The 19,418-nt window shown below is 39.7% G+C and carries 19 protein-coding genes and 2 pseudogenes; 13 read left to right on the top strand and 8 right to left on the bottom strand.

What is annotated here, in order from left to right:
• The first annotated feature begins 26 nt into the window (after positions 1-26).
• Entirely contained in the window at positions 27-1,175 is a 1,149-nt protein-coding gene (locus K1T76_RS07275) for a phospholipase A (protein WP_230245006.1), read from the top strand.
• Between the two features lie 96 nt (positions 1,176-1,271).
• Here K1T76_RS07275 and K1T76_RS07270 read toward each other — a convergent pair whose 3' ends face one another.
• From K1T76_RS07270 to ilvA, 3 genes are all read right to left on the bottom strand, one after another.
• Entirely contained in the window at positions 1,272-2,612 is a 1,341-nt protein-coding gene (locus tag K1T76_RS07270) for a TrkH family potassium uptake protein (RefSeq protein ID WP_230245004.1), read from the bottom strand.
• Positions 2,609-3,265: a potassium channel family protein gene (locus K1T76_RS07265; protein WP_230245002.1), complete on the bottom strand. Its 657-nt coding sequence runs from the start codon at positions 3,263-3,265 to the stop codon at positions 2,609-2,611. Before K1T76_RS07265 ends, K1T76_RS07270 begins: the two co-directional genes overlap by 4 nt.
• A 129-nt stretch (positions 3,266-3,394) precedes the next feature.
• Positions 3,395-4,933: a threonine ammonia-lyase, biosynthetic gene (gene ilvA, locus K1T76_RS07260; protein ID WP_230245001.1), complete on the bottom strand. Its 1,539-nt coding sequence runs from the start codon at positions 4,931-4,933 to the stop codon at positions 3,395-3,397.
• A 105-nt stretch (positions 4,934-5,038) separates the two neighbouring features.
• Between ilvA and rpiA the strand changes: the two genes are divergently transcribed.
• The 7 genes from rpiA (at position 5,039) to K1T76_RS07225 (ending at position 11,772) form a co-directional block, all read left to right on the top strand.
• Positions 5,039-5,710, top strand: coding sequence for a ribose-5-phosphate isomerase RpiA (gene rpiA / locus K1T76_RS07255; RefSeq protein ID WP_019837303.1), 672 nt, complete (start codon positions 5,039-5,041; stop codon positions 5,708-5,710).
• A 111-nt stretch (positions 5,711-5,821) separates the two neighbouring features.
• Entirely contained in the window at positions 5,822-6,505 is a 684-nt protein-coding gene (locus K1T76_RS07250; protein WP_230244999.1) for a M48 family metallopeptidase, read from the top strand.
• 195 nt (positions 6,506-6,700) lie between these two features.
• The gene (gene argC / locus K1T76_RS07245; RefSeq protein ID WP_230244997.1) at positions 6,701-7,756 is read left to right on the top strand and encodes an N-acetyl-gamma-glutamyl-phosphate reductase; all 1,056 of its coding nucleotides are present in this window, start codon (positions 6,701-6,703) and stop codon (positions 7,754-7,756) included.
• Between the two features lie 79 nt (positions 7,757-7,835).
• On the top strand, positions 7,836-8,609 hold the full coding sequence (locus K1T76_RS07240) for a DUF6776 family protein (RefSeq protein ID WP_230244995.1): 774 nt from the start codon (positions 7,836-7,838) through the stop codon (positions 8,607-8,609).
• A 19-nt stretch (positions 8,610-8,628) separates the two neighbouring features.
• A complete protein-coding gene (clpS, locus tag K1T76_RS07235) occupies positions 8,629-9,045 on the top strand; it encodes an ATP-dependent Clp protease adapter ClpS (RefSeq protein WP_230244993.1) in 417 nt (138 codons plus the stop codon).
• Positions 9,046-9,054: 9 nt separating this feature from the next.
• A complete protein-coding gene (gene clpA / locus K1T76_RS07230; RefSeq protein WP_230244991.1) occupies positions 9,055-11,331 on the top strand; it encodes an ATP-dependent Clp protease ATP-binding subunit ClpA in 2,277 nt (758 codons plus the stop codon).
• Between the two features lie 87 nt (positions 11,332-11,418).
• Positions 11,419-11,772, top strand: coding sequence for a YnfA family protein (locus tag K1T76_RS07225; RefSeq protein WP_230244989.1), 354 nt, complete (start codon positions 11,419-11,421; stop codon positions 11,770-11,772).
• 59 nt (positions 11,773-11,831) lie between these two features.
• Here the strand turns inward: K1T76_RS07225 and K1T76_RS07220 are convergent, their stop codons facing one another.
• From K1T76_RS07220 to K1T76_RS07210, 3 genes are all read right to left on the bottom strand, one after another.
• Entirely contained in the window at positions 11,832-12,320 is a 489-nt protein-coding gene (locus K1T76_RS07220) for a hypothetical protein (RefSeq protein WP_230244987.1), read from the bottom strand.
• A 148-nt stretch (positions 12,321-12,468) separates the two neighbouring features.
• The gene (gene argF / locus K1T76_RS07215; RefSeq protein ID WP_004973455.1) at positions 12,469-13,389 is read right to left on the bottom strand and encodes an ornithine carbamoyltransferase; all 921 of its coding nucleotides are present in this window, start codon (positions 13,387-13,389) and stop codon (positions 12,469-12,471) included.
• Between the two features lie 110 nt (positions 13,390-13,499).
• Positions 13,500-14,150 (bottom strand): TetR/AcrR family transcriptional regulator, encoded by a 651-nt coding sequence (locus K1T76_RS07210; protein ID WP_096901590.1) that lies wholly within the window; start codon positions 14,148-14,150, stop codon positions 13,500-13,502.
• Positions 14,151-14,488: 338 nt separating this feature from the next.
• Here K1T76_RS07210 and prpB point away from each other — a divergent pair, with 338 nt between their 5' ends.
• Positions 14,489-15,373, top strand: coding sequence for a methylisocitrate lyase (prpB, locus tag K1T76_RS07205; protein WP_230244985.1), 885 nt, complete (start codon positions 14,489-14,491; stop codon positions 15,371-15,373).
• A 4-nt stretch (positions 15,374-15,377) separates the two neighbouring features.
• A complete protein-coding gene (gene prpC, locus K1T76_RS07200) occupies positions 15,378-16,514 on the top strand; it encodes a bifunctional 2-methylcitrate synthase/citrate synthase (RefSeq protein WP_230244982.1) in 1,137 nt (378 codons plus the stop codon).
• Between the two features lie 120 nt (positions 16,515-16,634).
• Here prpC and K1T76_RS07195 read toward each other — a convergent pair whose 3' ends face one another.
• Both K1T76_RS07195 and K1T76_RS07190 read right to left on the bottom strand, forming a co-directional pair.
• Positions 16,635-17,255 carry an aminotransferase gene (locus tag K1T76_RS07195; protein ID WP_230244980.1) on the bottom strand — a complete coding sequence of 207 codons (621 nt, stop codon included), beginning with the start codon at positions 17,253-17,255 and terminating at the stop codon, positions 16,635-16,637.
• Between the two features lie 93 nt (positions 17,256-17,348).
• A complete protein-coding gene (locus K1T76_RS07190) occupies positions 17,349-17,846 on the bottom strand; it encodes a CinA family protein (protein WP_230244979.1) in 498 nt (165 codons plus the stop codon).
• 208 nt (positions 17,847-18,054) lie between these two features.
• Between K1T76_RS07190 and K1T76_RS07185 the strand changes: the two genes are divergently transcribed.
• The 3 genes and pseudogenes from K1T76_RS07185 to K1T76_RS07175 form a co-directional block, all read left to right on the top strand.
• Complete coding sequence (locus K1T76_RS07185; protein WP_230244971.1) at positions 18,055-18,285, top strand: hypothetical protein; 231 nt, start codon at positions 18,055-18,057, stop codon at positions 18,283-18,285.
• A 636-nt stretch (positions 18,286-18,921) separates the two neighbouring features.
• Positions 18,922-19,017 (top strand): annotated as a pseudogene (locus K1T76_RS07180) (IS5/IS1182 family transposase); the annotation flags it as partial.
• A gap of 178 nt (positions 19,018-19,195) precedes the next feature.
• A pseudogene (locus K1T76_RS07175) lies at positions 19,196-19,396 on the top strand (I78 family peptidase inhibitor); the annotation flags it as partial.
• Positions 19,397-19,418 lie beyond the last annotated feature (22 nt).

Here is a 19,418-nt window from a genome sequence, read left to right as displayed (position 1 = left end):
ATAACAACGAAAACTTGGGGTGATTTATGAGCGCGTTCAAACTTTTTGAATACAGAGGACTGTCGCTGAGTGTTGCTGCACTCAGCACTGTGTTTGTGGCGAAAACCTATGCACAAGACCCAGCTAGCTTAGTTGCACCTGCAACACCTGAAGCCTGTGTGGCTTTAGAGGCAAATGCTGATCGTTTGGCGTGCTATGATGCATTGTTTAAAATTCCTGAAGCAGAAAAAACATCACTTGTGAGTGAACGCCAAGCCGCTCAGGCACTTGCTCCTGCACCTGAAACCCTGAAAGAAAAAATTGCAGTGGGTGTGAGTAATTTATTTTCATTTGATGTACCAAAGCTTGATCCGAATGTATCTTTACTGGATAAGCGCTGGGAGCTTTCATCCGATAGTAAATTAGGCACATGGAATTTACGTGCTTATCAACCGGTGTATTTGATGCCTACTTTTTGGACGTCCGATAAAAATGAACGTCCACAAAGTTTGAATGGGCAAAATACCGTTCCAGTAGGTAAAGAACAAAATCTGACCTCAATGGAAACCAAATTTCAGCTGTCTTTAAAAACCAAAGCAGTAGAAAATCTGTTGGGGGATAACGGTGATGTGTGGTTAGGTTATACCCAGTCATCACGTTGGCAGGTTTATAATGGTGATGAATCACGTCCATTTCGTGAAACCAATTATGAGCCTGAAGCCAGTTTGATGTTCCGTACTAACTATACACTTTTGGGGCTGTATGGTCGTTTATTAGGTGTGACGCTGAACCATCAATCCAATGGTCGTTCTGATCCGCTATCACGCAGTTGGAATCGGGTTATGTTTAATTTGGGTTTTGAAAAAGACAATTTTGCCTTGATGTTACGTCCGTGGTATCGCATTGAAGAAGACCGCAGTGATGACAATAACCCCGAAATTAAAAATTATATCGGGCGTGGCGATATGTTGGCATTTTATCGCTGGAAAGAGCATGACTTTTCTTTGATGCTTCGTCATAGTTTAAAAGGTGGTGATGACTCACACGGCGCAGCGCAGTTTGACTGGGTTTTCCCAATCAGTGGCAAATTACGCGGTCATTTTCAACTATTTGATGGTTATGGTGAAAGCCTGATTGATTATAACCACCGCGCCACCTATGTTGGTTTAGGTGTGTCTTTAATGAATTGGTTCTAGGCGTATTGAGTTTGATTTCTTACCCTTGCTAGCTGAATATAAAACGCCAATCTTGATGATTGGCGTTTGTTTTTGAAGTCGGATCGTATCTAGCTTTTATCCAACTTGAATATCTGCGGTTGGATGTTTAATTCGGCTTTTTTGTGGTGTGGCGATTAAATAAGCCAAAGTCAGCGGCCCTAAACGACCTGCAAACATCAACAACATTAAAATAATTAGACTAGCAGGTTGTAATTCACCCGTAACACCACGTGATAAACCCACTGTACATGCTGCAGATACAGCCTCAAACATCAGGTCTAAGAAATTTAGTTTCGGTTCAAGGGCAAGCAAGCTAAACAAACCGATGCAAATTAACATGCCTGTAATGCTGATCACCGCCAAAGCTTTAAAGGTGGTACGTTCAGATACGGCATGATTAAACACACGCACCTCATCTGAACGTCTTAAAAAACTGATCACGCTTAAAATGACAATAATAAATGTACCAACTTTAATACCGCCTGCGGTACTGAGCGAGCCACCACCAATAAACATCAGAAGCATGGTGAGCAAGGTTGAGCTATTTTGCATACTTGCGACATCTAGGCTATTAAAACCTGAAGAGCGAGGAACGGTAGCGTGAAACCACGCATTGAGGGCTTGATCGCCAATACTCATGGCTGCAAGGGTGTGTGGATTATTGGCTTCAATCGCCCAAATGAGCAGAAAAGCCACAAAGTTTAAACTGGCAATGGTCGACAAAATGAGTTTGCTGTTGGGTGAGAGTTTTTTCCAGCGTTTGGCGCGCTTAATATCCATGAGCACCACAAAACCAATACCGCCAATGATATACAGCATACTAATAGTTAAGGTAATCAGGTATTGATCTGCAAAGCTCATTAAGCTATTTGGAAATAATGAAAATCCACCATTGTTAAAGGCTGAAACACTATAGAAAGCCGCATAGAAAAACGCATCGCTTAATGGATAATCCTGCATCCATGCCAAGGTTAAAATAACTGTGCCTATCCCTTCAAAAAACAATGAGTAGAGCAATACGCCTTTAATGGTCATTGACACTTTAGATAGGTTGGTTTGCCCAATGGTGTCTTGCGCCATAATTTGTTGTTTTAAACCAATTTTGGATGAAAAGCTCAAAACCGCTAAAATTGCAAAGGTCATGAAACCCAAGCCACCACATTGTAATAACAACATAATGACCAATTGTCCAAATACGGTATAAGCATCGCCAATATTCACCACCGACAATCCAGTAATGGTCACTGCGGATGTAGCAGTGAATAAGGCATTGATCCAGCTCATCTCACCATGATGGGAAATGGGTAGTTTTAGTAAGATTGTGCCAATACAAATAAAGCTTAAAAAGCCAAGCGCCAACAGACTAGGTGGGCTTAAATTGACAGTTTTAATTGGTTGTTTCGCTGTTTTTTTCATTCTGACTTAAATTGTTTAGATAAGCGCTTTAATGGTTCAAGTTGTCCCTCAACCACCAAAATATCACCTGTTTGTAACATTAAATTGGATTCAAGCGTATAGAAAATAGTTTCGGCACGTTTAAACAGTAAAAGTTTCACTTCGGGTGCATGTGACATCAGACTATGAATGCGTATGCCATGCAAGTTGTCTGTAATTATTACTTTTACAATATAGTGGTTGTCGTTTAGGCTCATATAACGACTCACCATCGGATAACTCAGCGATTGCGCGATGCGAACGCCCATATCTTCTTCAGGGTGAATAATTTTACTTACGCCCAAATGGGTCAAAATCATGGTGTGTGCTTTGCTTTTGGCTTTAACGTAAATTTTAGAAATACCTAAATTCTTTAAATTTAAGACACACAAAATACTGGCTTCAATATCTTCACCAATGGCGACCACCACTGCATCACAATTTTGAATATTCAGTTCTTCCAAAACGTGTTCATCGGTTGCATCGGCAATCACTGCATGGGTAATTTGATCGGCAATGTTTTCTACAAACTTTTTATTGCTATCAATCCCAATGACATCATGGTTGAGTTTGACCAATTGTGTCGCCACAGTTGCACCAAAACTACCTAAACCAATGACAGCAAATTGCGCCATAGCATCATCCTGAAAAAATTATATTATTCTTGCAATATACTAAAATATTTTATGGATTTATACTGTAGCGAAATGACTAAAAACCGCTGGAATTAGCGGTCTTTAGTATTTGTTGGCGTGTATAATCTTTTATTTTAAGAAACGCTGATAACCCAAGTTGTTGGTAATTTCTTGGTATGGATAAGTGATCTTTTCCAAAGTTTCGATTAAACCATCTGGGTTCTGTTTAGCATCCGAAGCTTCTAAACCCACCAATACACGACCTTCCGCTGCACCGTGGTTACGGTAATGGAACAGGGTGATGTTATGGGTTGGCCCTAAACGCTCCAAAAAGGTGAGTAATGCGCCTGGACGCTCTGGAAATTCCACACGAAATAGACGTTCATTTTCAATATCGGCATGACCGCCGACCAAATAACGAATGTGTAGTTTTGCTACTTCATCATCTGACAAATCATCAACATCGTATTGAGTTTTAAGCAACTCATAAATGTCGTGGCGCTCTTTTTCACCTGATTTTAGGCTGATGCCGACAAAGACTTGCGCGGCAGTGGCATCACTGGCGCGGTAGTTGAACTCAGTGATATTACGACCTTGCAGCGCACGGCAGAAGTTAAGGAACGCCCCTTTTTCTTCTGGAATGGTCACGGCAAAAATTGCTTCTTTATGTTCACCGAGTTCAGTACGTTCCGCGATATAGCGTAAACGGTCAAAATTCATGTTTGCGCCACAAACAATTGACACCATGTTTTTATTTTGCAGTTGGTGTTGCTCGACATATTTTTTGATACCAGCCAAAGCCATGGCACCTGAAGGTTCAACAATGCTGCGGTTTTCATCAAAGGTGTCTTTAATTGCCGCACAAATTTCATCGGTATTCACCAAAACTACATCGCGCTCAACAATTGGGCCTGATTGATCTGATTTTTGTAGTTGTAAGACTTCAAACGGCTTCTCACCAATTTGTGCGACAGCAGTACCATCGGCAAATAAACCAACTTGCGGCAAAATGACTCGCTCATTGGCTTCAAAAGCCGCTTTTAAACAAGCCGATTCATCATATTCTACAGGAATGACTTTGACATGCGGTGCGACATCGCCCAAGTAAGCTGCAACACCTGCAATTAAACCGCCACCACCAACAGCAACGAAAACGTATTCGACATCGCGCCATTGACGCAAAATTTCGTTGGCAATCGTACCTTGACCTGCCATGACTAATTCATCGTCATACGGTGGAATAAACGTCATGCCTTCATCTTGGGCACGTTGAATGGCATATTTGTTGGCAACATCGAATGAGTCACCATGTAGTACCACTTCGCCACCTAAGCGTTTTACCGCTTGGACTTTAATATCTGGCGTGGTTTTAGGCATAACGATAATGGCGCGAATGCCCAGTTTTTGCCCAGACAATGCTACACCTTGCGCATGGTTGCCTGCAGAGGCAGTAATTACACCACGTTCAAGTTGGTCTTTGGGTAATTGGCTAATACGGTTATACGCACCACGCAATTTAAAAGAGAATACAGGTTGTAAGTCTTCACGTTTAAAGCGAATGTTATTGTTCAGTTTTTCACTAATTCGTGGCGCTGCGTCGAGTGGGGTTTCGATTGCAACATCGTAGACCGTTGCTTGTAAAATTTGTCGAACCAAACGAGACAGCATGTTAATCTTCCATCTAACAGTTTAAAATAGGCGGGTATTGTAACAAACCCCTAGACATTTGCGCTGTAAAATCGGCAACAAATGTCAAAATAGTTGAGTGAAGTCATGAGTCTGTATGCTACCCAAGATGAAAAGAAGCAAGCGGCTGCCAAAGCTGCATTAAAACATTTGCCTAAAGGCGGGATTTTGGGGGTAGGTACAGGTAGTACTGTAAATTTCCTGATTGATTTATTGCCTGAATTACAATTAGAAGCAGCTGTGGCAAGTTCTGAAGCGACTGCTGAGCGATTAAAGAAGCTTGGTATTGAAGTAGTCGATATGAACTCTGTAGGCAGTTTAGATGCTTATGTTGATGGTGCCGATGAAATTGACCGTCATATGCACATGATTAAAGGTGGCGGCGCAGCGTTGACTCGTGAAAAAATTGTGGCTTCGATTGCGCGTAAGTTTATTTGTATTGTCGATGATTCTAAGTGGGTAGAGCAGTTAGGCCGTGAGTTTCCTTTGCCAATTGAAGTGATTCCAATGGCTCGTTCAGCAGTGGCACGTAAAATTGTGGCTTTAGGTGGCGATCCTGCTTACCGCGAAGGTGTGGTAACTGATAATGGCAACGTGATTTTAGATGTTTATAATTTAAATATTTTAAATGCGCTGGAATTAGAAAAAACCTTGAATGATATTCCAGGTGTTGTGACCAACGGTATTTTTGCTATCAATAAAGCTGATATTGCAATAGTAGCGACCAATAATGGCATTGAAGAACGTATTGCAATTTAAACTCCACACCTTTTAGAGTTAATCTCCCCCAAACCCCTTTTTTTAAAAGCAGGACTTTCTCTTCCTTTTTTTTTAAAGGTGGGCGGGGTGGATTCTCAAACAAGAACAATAATGATGTTATCCGACCTTCCTGAAATTCAAATCACAGCACATGCAAAAGCAACACGTTTACGATTGCGTGTTGAGCCGCATCAAATTCGTTTAACTGTACCGAAATATTGTACTCAGCGTCAAATTCAGGATTTTTTGCAGCAATCCGAGCAGTGGATGATCGAAACTTGGTATAAACAGCAGGCACAGCAAGGACTTATGCAGCGGGATCTACCTAATCAGTTGTCACTTTTTAATTTAGGTGAGCCTTTAAATATCTACTATCAAACACAAAAGCAAAATTTTAGTTTAGATTTAAAAAAGCATTGTCTTTGGGTCAGTGACCGTCAACCTGCGGCATATTTAAAAGCATTTATTATTGCTTATGCCAAAGAGTATTTACCAATTTATTTAAAGCAAGTGAGCAGTGAAATAGGCTTGAAATATGGTGATTGCTCAATTCGTCAGCCCAAAACTCGATGGGGGAGCTGTTCTGCCAAACATGACATTATGCTTAATAGTGGTTTGGTTTTTTTTCCGCAGGAAATCACACGCTACGTGGCAGTACATGAGTTAGCGCATACCAAGCATTTTGATCATAGTCCTGCATTTTGGGCTGAAGTGCAGCGGCATGATATGCACTATTTGCAGCATCGCAAACAGTTAAAAACGACGCCTTTGCCTTGGTGGTGGTATGATGAATAAAATAGCCAACACGTACACTACTTGACTGTGCAATAATGAAGAGGTCTTGGGCGTATTGTTTATCATTAAATGTATTTTTCAATATAAAATCAACAGAATAAAGAAAAGCCCTAAAACCCAAGTAAAACAGTTTAGAAAACTAAAACTTCCTGTCATACTATAGCGTTAGCTTATACATGCTTTTGAATTGAGGTAATGCACGTGATTTCAGTTGGTATTGTCGGTGGTACAGGTTATACAGGCGTTGAATTATTGCGTCTTTTGCTACGACACCCAAATGTAAAAGTAAATGTATTGACTTCACGTACAGAAGCGGGTCGTCACGTAGACGATATGTTTCCAAGTCTGCGTGGACACACAGATCTGTGCTACTCAGATTTAAACATCGAAGAATTAAAAAAATGTGATATGGTGTTCTTTGCTACACCCCACGGTGTTGCAATGCAACATGCTGCAGAGCTTGTAGCAGCCAATACCAAGGTGGTCGATTTAGCAGCAGACTTTCGTTTGCAAGACTTATCACAGTTTGAAAAGTGGTATGGTATGCAACATGCTTGTCCTGAGATTTTGAAAGACTCAGTTTATGGTTTGTCTGAACTCAACCGTGAGCAAATTAAACAAGCACAGGTGATTGGTAACCCGGGTTGTTATCCGACTACTGTGCAACTTGGTTTAGCGCCATTATTTAAACAAGCTGAAGCTTTAGTGAAACCTGAAAGTATTATTATTGATGCAAAATCGGGTGTATCTGGTGCAGGGCGTAAAGCCAGTTTGGGCATGATTTACTCTGAAAATGCCGACAACTTTAAGGCTTATGGCGTTGCGGGGCATCGTCATCATCCAGAAATTGTAGAAGCACTGGAAAATATTTCTGGGCAAAAAAATGTGTTTAATCACATATTATTTGTACCACATTTAGTGCCGATGATTCGCGGTATGCTCAGCACCATTTATGTAGATTTAACTGATGCTGGTGATGCAGCAAATTTACAAAACCTGTATGAGCAGTTTTATGCCAATGAACAGTTTGTAGATGTTATGCCTGCCAATAGTTCACCAGAAACGCGCTCGGTACGTGGCGCTAACCAGTTGCGTATTGCACTGTATAAGCCACAACCGAAAAAATTAGTAGTTTTGGTTGCTCAAGATAATTTGGTGAAAGGTGCAGCAGGGCAAGCAGTACAAAATATGAACCTGATGTTTGGTTTTGCAGAACATGCAGGACTTGAGGTAATTGGTTTATTACCATAAGAACACGTATTTCAACTTCACACACATTTAGATTTCGATTTAAATGTGTGTTTTGAATGAATCAAAACAAGAGATGACGATGCATAACACCGATACAGAAACCACGTCTCAGTCCAATTCAAGCATGACACCCTCATCTACACCGCCAGAAAAAAAGCCATTTCTTGAAAGCAATGCGCCTTTGGCAATTGGCGCTGCCATTTTAATTTTAGGCAGTGGTTTTTTGGGCTATTCAGTCGGGCATCGTCAGGGCTTAACTGTGGTTGGTTACGATGCCGATGCAGAACAACTGGTTGAAGTGGTGCAAGAACAAAAAACGCGTCTTGAAAGTCTAAATAAGAGCTTAAACGTTGCGATTCAAGAACGTGATGTTGCGGTCAGTAATTCCAATGACTTGTATCAAGCTTTCACTCAAGCGACTGAAGATAAGCAACGTACTGAAGGCATGAGCGCGATTTATCGTGAAGTCTTGCGCCAACGTGGTGGCTTAAGCCTGACTGTGCAAAATCTTGGGGTAAAACCATTACCAGACAATGCTTATGAATATCAGATCGATTTGGTGCAAGTGAGTCCTAGCAAGCGACGTGCAAGCGGTACGGTAGAACTGCGTTTAATTCAAGGCACAGAAGTGCTGGTTGTTCCGATGGAAGACAGCAATTTTAATTTTGATAATTATGAGCGTTTAACAGGGCGCTGGAGCATGCCTAAAGGCTTTAATCCAGACTTTATTGAAGTCCGTTTAAATGGCGCAACTCCTGTGATTAAACGCTTCAGTTGGAGCAAAGGTAAAGCCGTGGAAGCCGATTCAGCATTTATTTCTGAAATTCCACAAGCAGAAGCCAGTGCTCAATAATGTGTGATATATAAATCTTATGCGAAGTCCAAAACGATCAATTTGTTTGAACGAAATAAAAAATACGTTTCACCAATCTGGCTATGTCGATTGGCATGTGAGTCCACGTTTAAATGTGGATGATGCGGGGCATGAAGACGACGGCGATATTGCGTTACAAACAGCACCGCCTCAATTAAAGCGTCCACCTTTGTATGCTGTCGTTTTAATGAACGATGACTACACCCCAATGGACTTTGTAATTGAAATTTTACAACAATACTTTGCAATGAATCTTGACCAAGCGACTCAAGTAATGCTAACTGTACATTATGAAGGAAAAGGTATCGCAGGGGTCTATCCGCGGGACATTGCGGAAACGAAAGCGAACCAAGTCAATAATTACGCTCGATCACAAGGTCATCCATTGCTTTGTCAGATTGAGCCTAAAGATTAAGGGGGTTGCATGCTCAGTCGTCAATTAGAAGTATCGTTACGTTTGGCTGTTAGCATGGCTCGTCAGAAGAGACATGAGTTCTTAACGGTTGAACATTTATTATTGGCTTTATTAGATAATGACTCTGCTGTAAATGCGTTGAAAGCATGTGGTGCAGATGTAGTTGTACTGCGTAAAGAACTAGAAGAATATGTAGAACAACATACCCCTAAACTTGCTGAAAATAATGATCAAGCCCCGCATCCAACAGAAAGTTTTGACCGAATTTTGCAACGTGGCATATTTCATGTGCAATCGAGCGGCGGTGACCGTACAGTTGAAGGTGCCGATATTTTAGTGGCGATGTATTCAGAACGTGATTCTTTTGCGGTCTATTTACTTAAACGCCATCAAATCAACCGTTTAACTTTGACTCAATATTTGTCACATGGTACGCGTAAAGATGAAGCGCAGGCTGAAGACGAGGTTGAAGAGTTAGATGGGGAAGGTTCACACTCTGCCAATGCAGGCCCGCTAGAGCTTTACACGCTAAATTTGAATACCGAGGCACAAAAGGGAAAAACCGATCCATTAATTGGTCGTGAAAAAGAAATTGAGCGTGCTGCACAAATTCTGTGCCGTCGTCGTAAGAATAACCCATTGTTAGTGGGCGATCCTGGGGTGGGTAAAACCTCTATTGCCGAAGGTTTGGCATGGTTGATTGTGAATGGTAAAGCACCAAAGCCACTTGAAAATGCTGAAGTATATAGTTTAGATATTGGTGCGTTGGTCGCGGGTACCAAATACCGTGGTGACTTTGAAAAGCGTTTAAAACAACTATTAAATGCCTTAAAAAAGAAACCTGATGCAATTTTATTTATCGATGAAATCCACATGATTATTGGTGCAGGCTCGAGCATGGGCAGCACTATGGATGCGTCAAACTTAATTAAACCTGCGTTGGCAAATGGTACTTTACGCTGTATTGGCTCGACTACATTCCAAGAATATCGTCAGGTATTTGAAAAAGACCATGCGCTGTCACGCCGTTTCCAAAAAATTGATGTCAATGAACCTTCAATCTCTGAAACAGTTGATATTTTACGTGGTTTAAAATCGAAATTTGAAGAATTTCACCATGTGAAATATGACGATAAAGCCTTGGTGTCTGCGGTAGAGCTATCGGCTAAATTTATTAATGACCGTTTCTTGCCAGACAAAGCTATTGATGTGATTGATGAAGCGGGTGCACAGCGCCGTTTAAGAGCGGAGCAGGATGATACCTTAATCACAGTTGAAAACATTGAAGATATCGTGTCGAAAATTGCACGTATTCCACCTAAAACTGTATCTAAAGATGACAAGAGCGTACTTGAACATTTAGAGCGTGATTTAAAACGCTTAGTGTTTGGGCAAGATGAAGCCATTGAAGCTTTGGCATCTGCAATTAAACTGTCACGCGCTGGCTTAAAAACACCAGACAAACCAGTCGGCAGCTTTGTTTTTGCAGGCCCTACAGGTGTGGGTAAAACCGAAGTCACTAAGCAGTTGGCAAAATTGTTAGGTGTTGAATTAGTACGCTTTGATATGTCTGAGTATATGGAGCGTCATGCAGTTTCACGTTTAATTGGCGCGCCTCCGGGTTATGTCGGTTTTGATCAGGGCGGCTTACTTACCGATGCGATTCATAAAAACCCGCATTGTGTGTTGTTGCTAGATGAGATTGAAAAAGCACATCCTGACGTATTTAACTTATTGCTGCAAATTATGGATCACGGCTCATTGACCGACAATAATGGTCGTAAATCAGACTTCCGTAATGTGATTTTGGTTCTAACCACCAATATTGGTGCGGAAAGTATTTCCCGCGTGAGTATTGGTTTCATGGATCAAGACAACAGTAATGATAATCAGGAAGCAATGAAAAAAGCCTTCTCGCCAGAATTCCGTAACCGTTTAGATGGTGTGATTCAATTTAAGGCTCTACCTACTACCGTGATTGAAAATGTAGTAGATAAGTTCTTGACTGAATTACAAGCTCAATTGGATGATAAAAAAGTCATTCTTGAGGTTGATCAAGATGCGCGTGAATGGATGGCTGAGCATGGCTATGACCGATTAATGGGCGCACGTCCAATGCAACGTCTGATTCAGGAACACTTGAAAAAGCCATTGGCAGAAATGATTTTATTCGGTGAATTGGCTGAACAGGGTGGTAATGTCGCTGTTTCTGTGAAGAAAGAGAATGGTAAAGCGGTTGGTTTGAAACTTGAAGTATTTGAAGATCAAACTGCTGAACCTGCTTAACTTTTATCTTGCATCATCATGAATGAAAATAACCCATGTTGAACATGGGTTATTTTTTGTGTATTCCTCTTTTAAGTAAAGTCAGTTATGGATATTCAGATCACAAAAATTGCCAGTACCATACTTTTGTTTTTTATAACAGCAGTGATGGAAATATTGGGTTGTTATTTTCCCTATTTAATTTTGAACCAGGGAAAATCGCAGTGGCTTTGGGTGCCAACAGTTTTGGCTTTAGCGGCCTTTGTATGGCTGCTGACTTTACATCCTGCGGCATCGGGGCGAATTTATGCTGCTTATGGTGGCATTTATATTTGCACTGCCTTGATTTGGTTAAAGTATGTAGATCAGGTCAATTTAACACGTTGGGATATGTTCGGTGGAATGGTAGTGGTTTTAGGTGCATTGATCATTATTTTACAACCTCAAGGTTTAATACGGTAGATCGTATTTGACCTAAATACTAAACCTAAAGACAGAGGTTCCTTTAGTTTAAAAGCAATTCAGTCCACTTTAAATTGACATTCATTATTCGCTAAGTGCACATTAAACTGGGTTTTTTCTGCACTGAGTTTTAAGTTCAATACATAGGGATTTACCCGTTGGAACTGATGCTCAAAAATAGATTCACAATTATGAATTAAGTTTTGTTTAATCATATTTTTGACATTGTTATAACCCGTACTTTCTACAAACTGCGTGAAGTCAGGTGAAATAATCATGCCACGAATATTGATTTGTTTGTCTGTCGCCGTACTTTGTTCAATCACTGTATTTTGATCGACCTGATAAGGCATAGTACGAGAATCTTCATCACTAATGACATCTAAAATTTCATTTAAAGCGACGATATTTTGAATTTTATAATCTGCACTTAGAATCTTTTGTTGGACTAAATATTGATCTAATTCACTGGCTTTGGCATAGAGTGAAGCACTCGCGATCAGTGTAGTAGTGCACAGCGTAATTGTGGCAAGTGTTTTATCAATCATATTGTTTATCTAGGCTCTTTTAGAAATTTTAGAAAAATAGACCATAACTCAAGATTATAGCGAGCCAAATAAAAAAACAGCACCTTTTGGTGCTGTTTGTAACAAAACTCATCAAAGTTTTGCGAATATTTAAGACGGGTTTTAAAGCTTAGTCTTTTTTAAGATTTTCATTCAATAAAAACTCAACCAATGCTTTTTGAGCATGTAAGCGATTTTCTGCTTCATCCCACACTACAGCATTTTTGTGATCGAGCATATTTTCAGAAATTTCTTCACCACGGTGCGCAGGTAAGCAATGCATAAATAAACAATCAGGATGTGCTAAATCCATCAGGCGTTCATTCACTTGATAGTCTGCAAACGCTTTTTCACGAATTTTTTGTTCTTCTTCCTGTCCCATGCTTGCCCAAACATCGGTCACAATCAGATCAGCATTCACTGCTGCATCCTCAGCAGAATCGACCAATTCTACGCAGTGTGCAAATTCAGACAGGAAGCGCTGTTCTGGCTCATAACCTTTCGGTGTCGCAATTTTTAAATTAAAGCCCCACATGTGTGCTGCTTCAATATATGAGTTACACATATTGTTGCCATCACCAATCCACGCCACAGTTTTACCTTCAATTGAACCACGGTGTTCAACATAGGTTTGCATGTCTGCAAGGAGTTGGCATGGGTGATGATCGTCAGTTAAGGCATTGATCACAGGAACTTTAGAGTAAGAAGCAAAGCGTTCTACAATGTCGTGACCAAAGGTACGAATCATCACAATGTCAAGCATACTTGAAATGACGCGTGCAGAATCTTCAATTGGCTCACCGCGACCTAATTGTGTGTCACGTGATGATAAGAAGATCGCGCTACCACCAAACTGACTCATGCCAGCTTCAAACGATACACGGGTTCGGGTGCTGGATTTTTCAAAAATCATACCCATGACTTTGCCAGGAAAAGGCTGGAAAACTTCATTGTTATGCTGTTTACGCTTAAGCTCAATGGCGCGTTGCAAAATTTGATTCAGTTCTAAAGTCGATAAATCGCGTAATGTTAGAAAGTGACGTAGAGCCATTCGTTACTCCACAATAATTGCTGAATGAGAAAAAACAACAATTAGTTGTTGGTTGGTTAAGTGAAAAAAGAATCGGCTAATATACTATAGGATGCAGAAATTGCAAAAAACTAAGCTTTTTGATGAGCGTCTAGAAAGCGATCTACACAATAACTTACATAATTGGTTGTTTCTTGTTCTGTTTCTTGTTTTGGAATACCCATGATGATACGCCATTCAAAATTTCTTAAAATACCGAAATACAGTTGTGCAGAATAAATAGGCTGTTCACAGCAAATTAAACCTTGCTGACTGGCATGTTCCAATACTTTGGCAATACAAAGTTGCACATGCAAAGGACCGCGCTCATGTATGTGTAAGGCAATATCAGGATTGCGCTGACTTTGCTCTAATACCAGACGCATAAAGGCTGCATTTTCTGGTTCCAAAATATGATGATAAAAATTCAATAAGGTTTGAATCAAATAACCACGTAAATTTGAATCAATTTGTTCAAAGGGAATGTGAATATCCTGAAAAAATTTATCACGGCGATAATCACAAATAGCTTTGAATAACCCTTCTTTATTGCCAAAGTATTTATAGATCGACGCTTTAGAACCGCCTGCGTGTTGCACAATATCATCTAAGGATACGGCATCGTAACCACGCTCTAAAAATAGCTCAGTTGCACTGACTAATAACGCTACACATCGCTCATGACCACGCTTGGTTGGTGGTATATCTTTACCTAAAGGAGCGAAATGGGCGAGTTCGTGCATATTGAGTAAAAAATCATCAATTAAATAGAAGGGAGATTGTCATTATAACAAATATATGTACAGCGTGCTGTGTCGAAGTGTACTTGCACATGGCATGATTTGAGCTGAAAAAGCCATATTTTTAGAAAATAGTTTAAATTTTGCTTATTTAGTGTACTAAAAAGCTGTGTTTATCAAAAATAAAGAATAACCAACATCACGAAAATTTATTGTGCAATAAATTTGAAAATTATTTGACTAAAGTTTTAGAGTATAGATTCTAAAAAGCCATGGCGTGATCTCGCATTCTCGATATACTCGAATCTCGAAAAAATATAGTAAGAAAAGTGGAAAGGAAGATGACACAACTAACATCTGCGGGCTTAAGATTCAGACAAGCCTTGGAAGTCGAAAAGCCATTACAAATTATCGGCACGGTAAATGCTTATGCTGCCATTATGGCAAAACAAGTGGGCTATAAAGCCATTTATTTATCTGGTGCAGGTGTTGCCAATTATTCTTACGGTTTACCTGACTTGGGCATGACCAGTTTAGATAACGTCTTGGAAGATGTGCGTCGTATTACTGAGCGTGTTGATACACCATTATTGGTTGATATTGATACAGGTTGGGGCGGTGCATTCAATATTGCCCGTAGTATTAAACAAATGATTGCTGCGGGTGCTGCTGCAGTTCATATTGAAGATCAGGTTGCACAAAAACGTTGTGGACATCGTCCAAATAAAGAAATTGTAACCCAGCAAGAAATGGTTGATCGTATTAAAGCGGCTGTTGATGCGAAAACCGATTCAAACTTTGTAGTCATGGCGCGTACTGATGCCTTGCAAAAAGAAGGTTTGCAGGCAGTTATTGACCGTGCTTGCGCATGTGTGGAAGCAGGTGCAGATGCAATTTTTGCAGAAGCGATGACTGACATTACCATGTATAAAACTGTGTGTGATGCTGTAGGTGTACCTGTACTTGCAAACATTACCGAGTTTGGTGATACCCCTTATTACACCACTGAAGAACTGGCCGAGCAGGGCATTCGCATGGTGTTGTATCCACTTTCACCAACTCGTGCCATGCAAAAAGCAGCCCTTGAGGTGATGCAATCCATCCGTAAAGATGGCACCCAAGTCAATGTCTTAGACAAAATGCAGCAACGTAAAGAACTATACGAGTTCCTTGATTATCATACTTTTGAAAACACATTAGACAAGCTGTTCAAACAGGAGAATTAAAAAAATGGCTGAAGGAAAAGTTCTCACAGGCGCAGGATTGCGTGGACAAGTGGCAGGTAAAACTTCACTTTCTACTGTAGGTAAAAGTGGCGCAGGCTTAACTTACCGTGGTTATGATGTGCAGGATTTGGCTGAAAACTGTCAGTTTGAAGAAGTTGCATACCTGATTTTCTTTGGTGAATTGCCGACTTCAGAGCAATTGGCTACCTATAAAGCAAAATTGAAATCTTTACGAGCATTGCCTCAAGCATTGAAAGAAGTACTAGAGCGTATTCCTGCAGATTCACACCCAATGGATGTGATGCGTACAGGTGTTTCAATGCTAGGCAACTTAGAAACCGAACAGTCATTTGAACAGCAACAAGATGTAGCAGACCGTATTTTGGCGACTTTGCCAGCTATTATTTGCTATTGGTATCGTTATAGTCACGATGGCGTGCGTATTGAAGAAAATACCGATGATGATTCAATTGGTGCACAATTCCTGCATTTATTGCGCAGTGAAAAACCAAATGAATTGCATGAACAAGTGATGAACGTGTCATTAATTTTGTATGCAGAGCATGAGTTCAACGCATCAACATTTACAGCACGTGTTTGTGCATCAACTTTGTCTGACATGCATTCATGTATTACAGGCGCGATTGGTTCATTACGTGGCCCATTACACGGTGGCGCGAATGAAGCTGCAATGGAAATGATTGAAAACTGGACATCGCCAGAAGAAGCTGAGCGTGAAATGCTAGGCAAGCTAGAACGTAAAGAAAAGATCATGGGCTTTGGTCACGCGATCTATAAAGACAATGATCCACGTAACGGCATCATCAAAATCTGGTCTGAGCGTTTAGCGCAAGAGGTAGGTGATACAGTTCTTTATCCTGTATCAGTGCGTTGTGAAGAAGTGATGTGGCGTGAGAAGAAATTATTCTGTAATGCCGACTTCTTCCATGCTTCTGCGTATCACTTCATGGGCATTGCGACCAAACTATTTACACCAATCTTTGTGATGAGCCGTGTAACAGGTTGGGCCGCACACGTAATGGAACAGCGTGCTGATAACCGTATTATCCGTCCAAGTGCAGAGTATACTGGTCCTGAATTACGCAAAGTTGTACCAATTTCAGAGCGTTCAGCGGCTTAATTGGCGCTCTAAAAAGTTGCATAGCTAGAATTTTGGTTTAGTGATGCTGCATTTAGACTAAAAATAAGGTTTCATTGTTGAGCAATGAAACCTTATTTTTTTGAGGGATCATTGCTGAGATTAGCGTGACAGTAGAACAGGGTCTTCAATGCTATAACCTGTTTCAAACGGGATACCTAAATATTTTACGGTCATCAACACTTTATTCTGCTGTGGAATTTGATAGCGCTGAGAAATACTTAACCCTGTTTTATAATCTACCGCCTGTCGAATCGGACTTTTTAAATTGCCATAGCGTATGCGGTAGGTGTAGTTGAATTGGGGAACTTTAATTTCAGGATCATACCATGATGCGACATAAGCTGTCTTTTTTGAAAGGATTTGAATTTTGGCAGAACTGGCTCGGATTGGCGTCAAAGGTTTCAACCGTTTTCTAATTTTAGCTATTTCACGATCAAACTTTTGACTGTTCTGATCATAATCAATACGTTTGGTTTTTGGATTGATATACAGTGATTTAACTTCAATCAGTTTCGCAGGCGACTGCTTTCGGTTGAGTTGATAGTAGTACAATTGCGGTAAACGTCCGCGACCATCTAAATAGTGCCGCAATAAATAGATTTTTTGATCTGCTTGATCTAAACCTAAAACTTCAATATTTTGTGGACCACCAACAGTTGCAAACGCAAAACTAGGTAGCCATAAACTGGTAGTAACGAAAAGAATAGTGTTGTAGCGCATGGCATAGATCATCCATTTAATACATAAAAATGAGTGTACGATTGAACCATGAATAAATTATGTGAGTTATGCAGTTTATTCTTTAGGTTTATTTCAAGATGTCGTTGGCGTATTAGAATCTTGCTGGATTAAATTAATCAGGTTTTGAGCAACCAAATTGGTTAGTTGTTTTAGACGCTGTAATGGATTACCTTCTAAAAAATATTGGTAATGATAAGTCTGCTGCAGATATTGAATAGCGATAAAAAATGTCCCGACAGGTTTTTTAGGTGTGGCACTGCCACCTGGTTTGAGTAAGCCTGTGCACGCTACAACAAAGTCAGCACGGCTAAATAACTTTTGCCCCTGAATTGCCATGGCTTGAGTGACTTCGGGTGATTCTGCAGTATAAGTATCAATCAGTTCTGCGCTGACTTTCAGGATTTCACGTTTAATATTTGGATCGTAACTGACTAGTCCACCAAGTAAAATATTCGCACCGCTATTTTTATAAATAGAAAATTGGCTACATAAGTAACCTGAGCTGGCACTTTCAATAAAAGCCACAGTCTGTTGGCGTTGTTCAAGTAAAGCACAGCATTGTTTGATCATGATAAATCTACAAAAGAATAGAGTAAGCTGCTCAACTATACTGAATTTTATTGAATTGTGCGAAAACATAAAAAGTGAAATGCTAAAATAAAATATTTATGATTTAACTGCTTATAAATACAGCAAAATTTACAATTATAGGTTTAATCTTGACATGAACGGTGATACAAATAAAAGTAAAGCAAAAAACTAATTAAAGGATGCTAGTATGAAAACAACGGTGAAATACATCGTTTTAAAAAGCATGGATTATCAACTTGGCACATCATTATTTGAAGATGAATTTGATGCTGATGCACAATATTTTGATCAAATTCCGAGCATTATTGAATATCAAAACTTGCGTTTTAAAGTGGTGAGTAAAGAACAAAAGCGTTTACAACTGATTGATGAAAATGAAGAACATCAAACCATCATTGTTAGAGTTCTAGTGATTTAAAGGCATATCAATCTAAATTAGACAGAGACTCAATATAACATCAGACTAGTGGAGCGTATTGATGTTAGTGCTTTCCCATTTTAGCAAAAGAAAAAGCAAAATGAAGAATATTAGATGATCATTTCTGAAGCCAGACTGGGTTTGTTAGAGTTGGATCAGAAATAATAAACTTGCCGTAAATTCTATCATTCGATGCTTTTGAATGACTGCGTTAAAGGTGAAAAATAGACTTAAAAAGTAATTTTTTGCCACTGTTTGTTGGTGATATGACTATAAAATAATCGAACGAAACATAGCTGTAGTTTCTTAGTTTTCCCACATTCCCATGTGGGATTTTTTTGTCTTAAACTTAGACTAGGGCAGTATTTACTAAGATAAGCCATTATTTTTTATGTATAAAAGTGAAACAAATTAAAGATCAAGATAAGATGAATTGTTTAAAAAACTCTCAAAATTCGATTTGGTTCTTCAGTATTTTAGATACTTAAAAAATTTACTGATCATTAAAAAATAACACCATTTATATAAAATGTTATAACTTATCATTAATTATAGTGGGGGATTTTTAAATCCGTCTAACGCTACTCGGCTTATCTATTTTTTATACGTTGAATGGCTTTGTTGCACAAAGCCATACTCCTTGCTGAGCGTTATCGCAATCGGCGTAAACGCATGGGTTTACGCCTTAATTTGATTGCTGCAATTTACAACATGGAATTGATTAAAAAATGATTTTTGCAAGAGTTCTAGTATTAAATCAGTTATGTTATTTTAAGTTGCGTTAAAGAAAATAAACATGAGTATCAATATGAAAAAGTTATATAGTATTCTTACTGTTTTAACCGTGGTAACTTTAGCTGGGTGTACCAATCAGCCTATAAATGAACAAACTCAGGTCCCACAGACCATGCAAAATTGTGTCCCAGAATCTGCTGCGCAATTAGTCGGTAAAACAGACTTGTCTGAAACACAAATTAAAGCATTGACCCGAGCTGAAATTGTGAGAATGGTTGCACCAGGGCAGCCTGTCACCATGGATTATCGTATGAATCGCGTCACTGTGGTGGTCGATCCGAAAACTAAAATTATTCTACAAGCGTCTTGCGGCTAAACAATTGTAACAAAACTGCTCA

The sequence above is a fragment of the Acinetobacter sp. PW68 genome, assembly GCF_020982655.1.
Lineage (GTDB): Bacteria > Pseudomonadota > Gammaproteobacteria > Pseudomonadales > Moraxellaceae > Acinetobacter > Acinetobacter towneri_A.
Note: the sequence above shows the minus strand (reverse complement) of the source record. Positions and strands in the feature narration are given on the sequence as shown.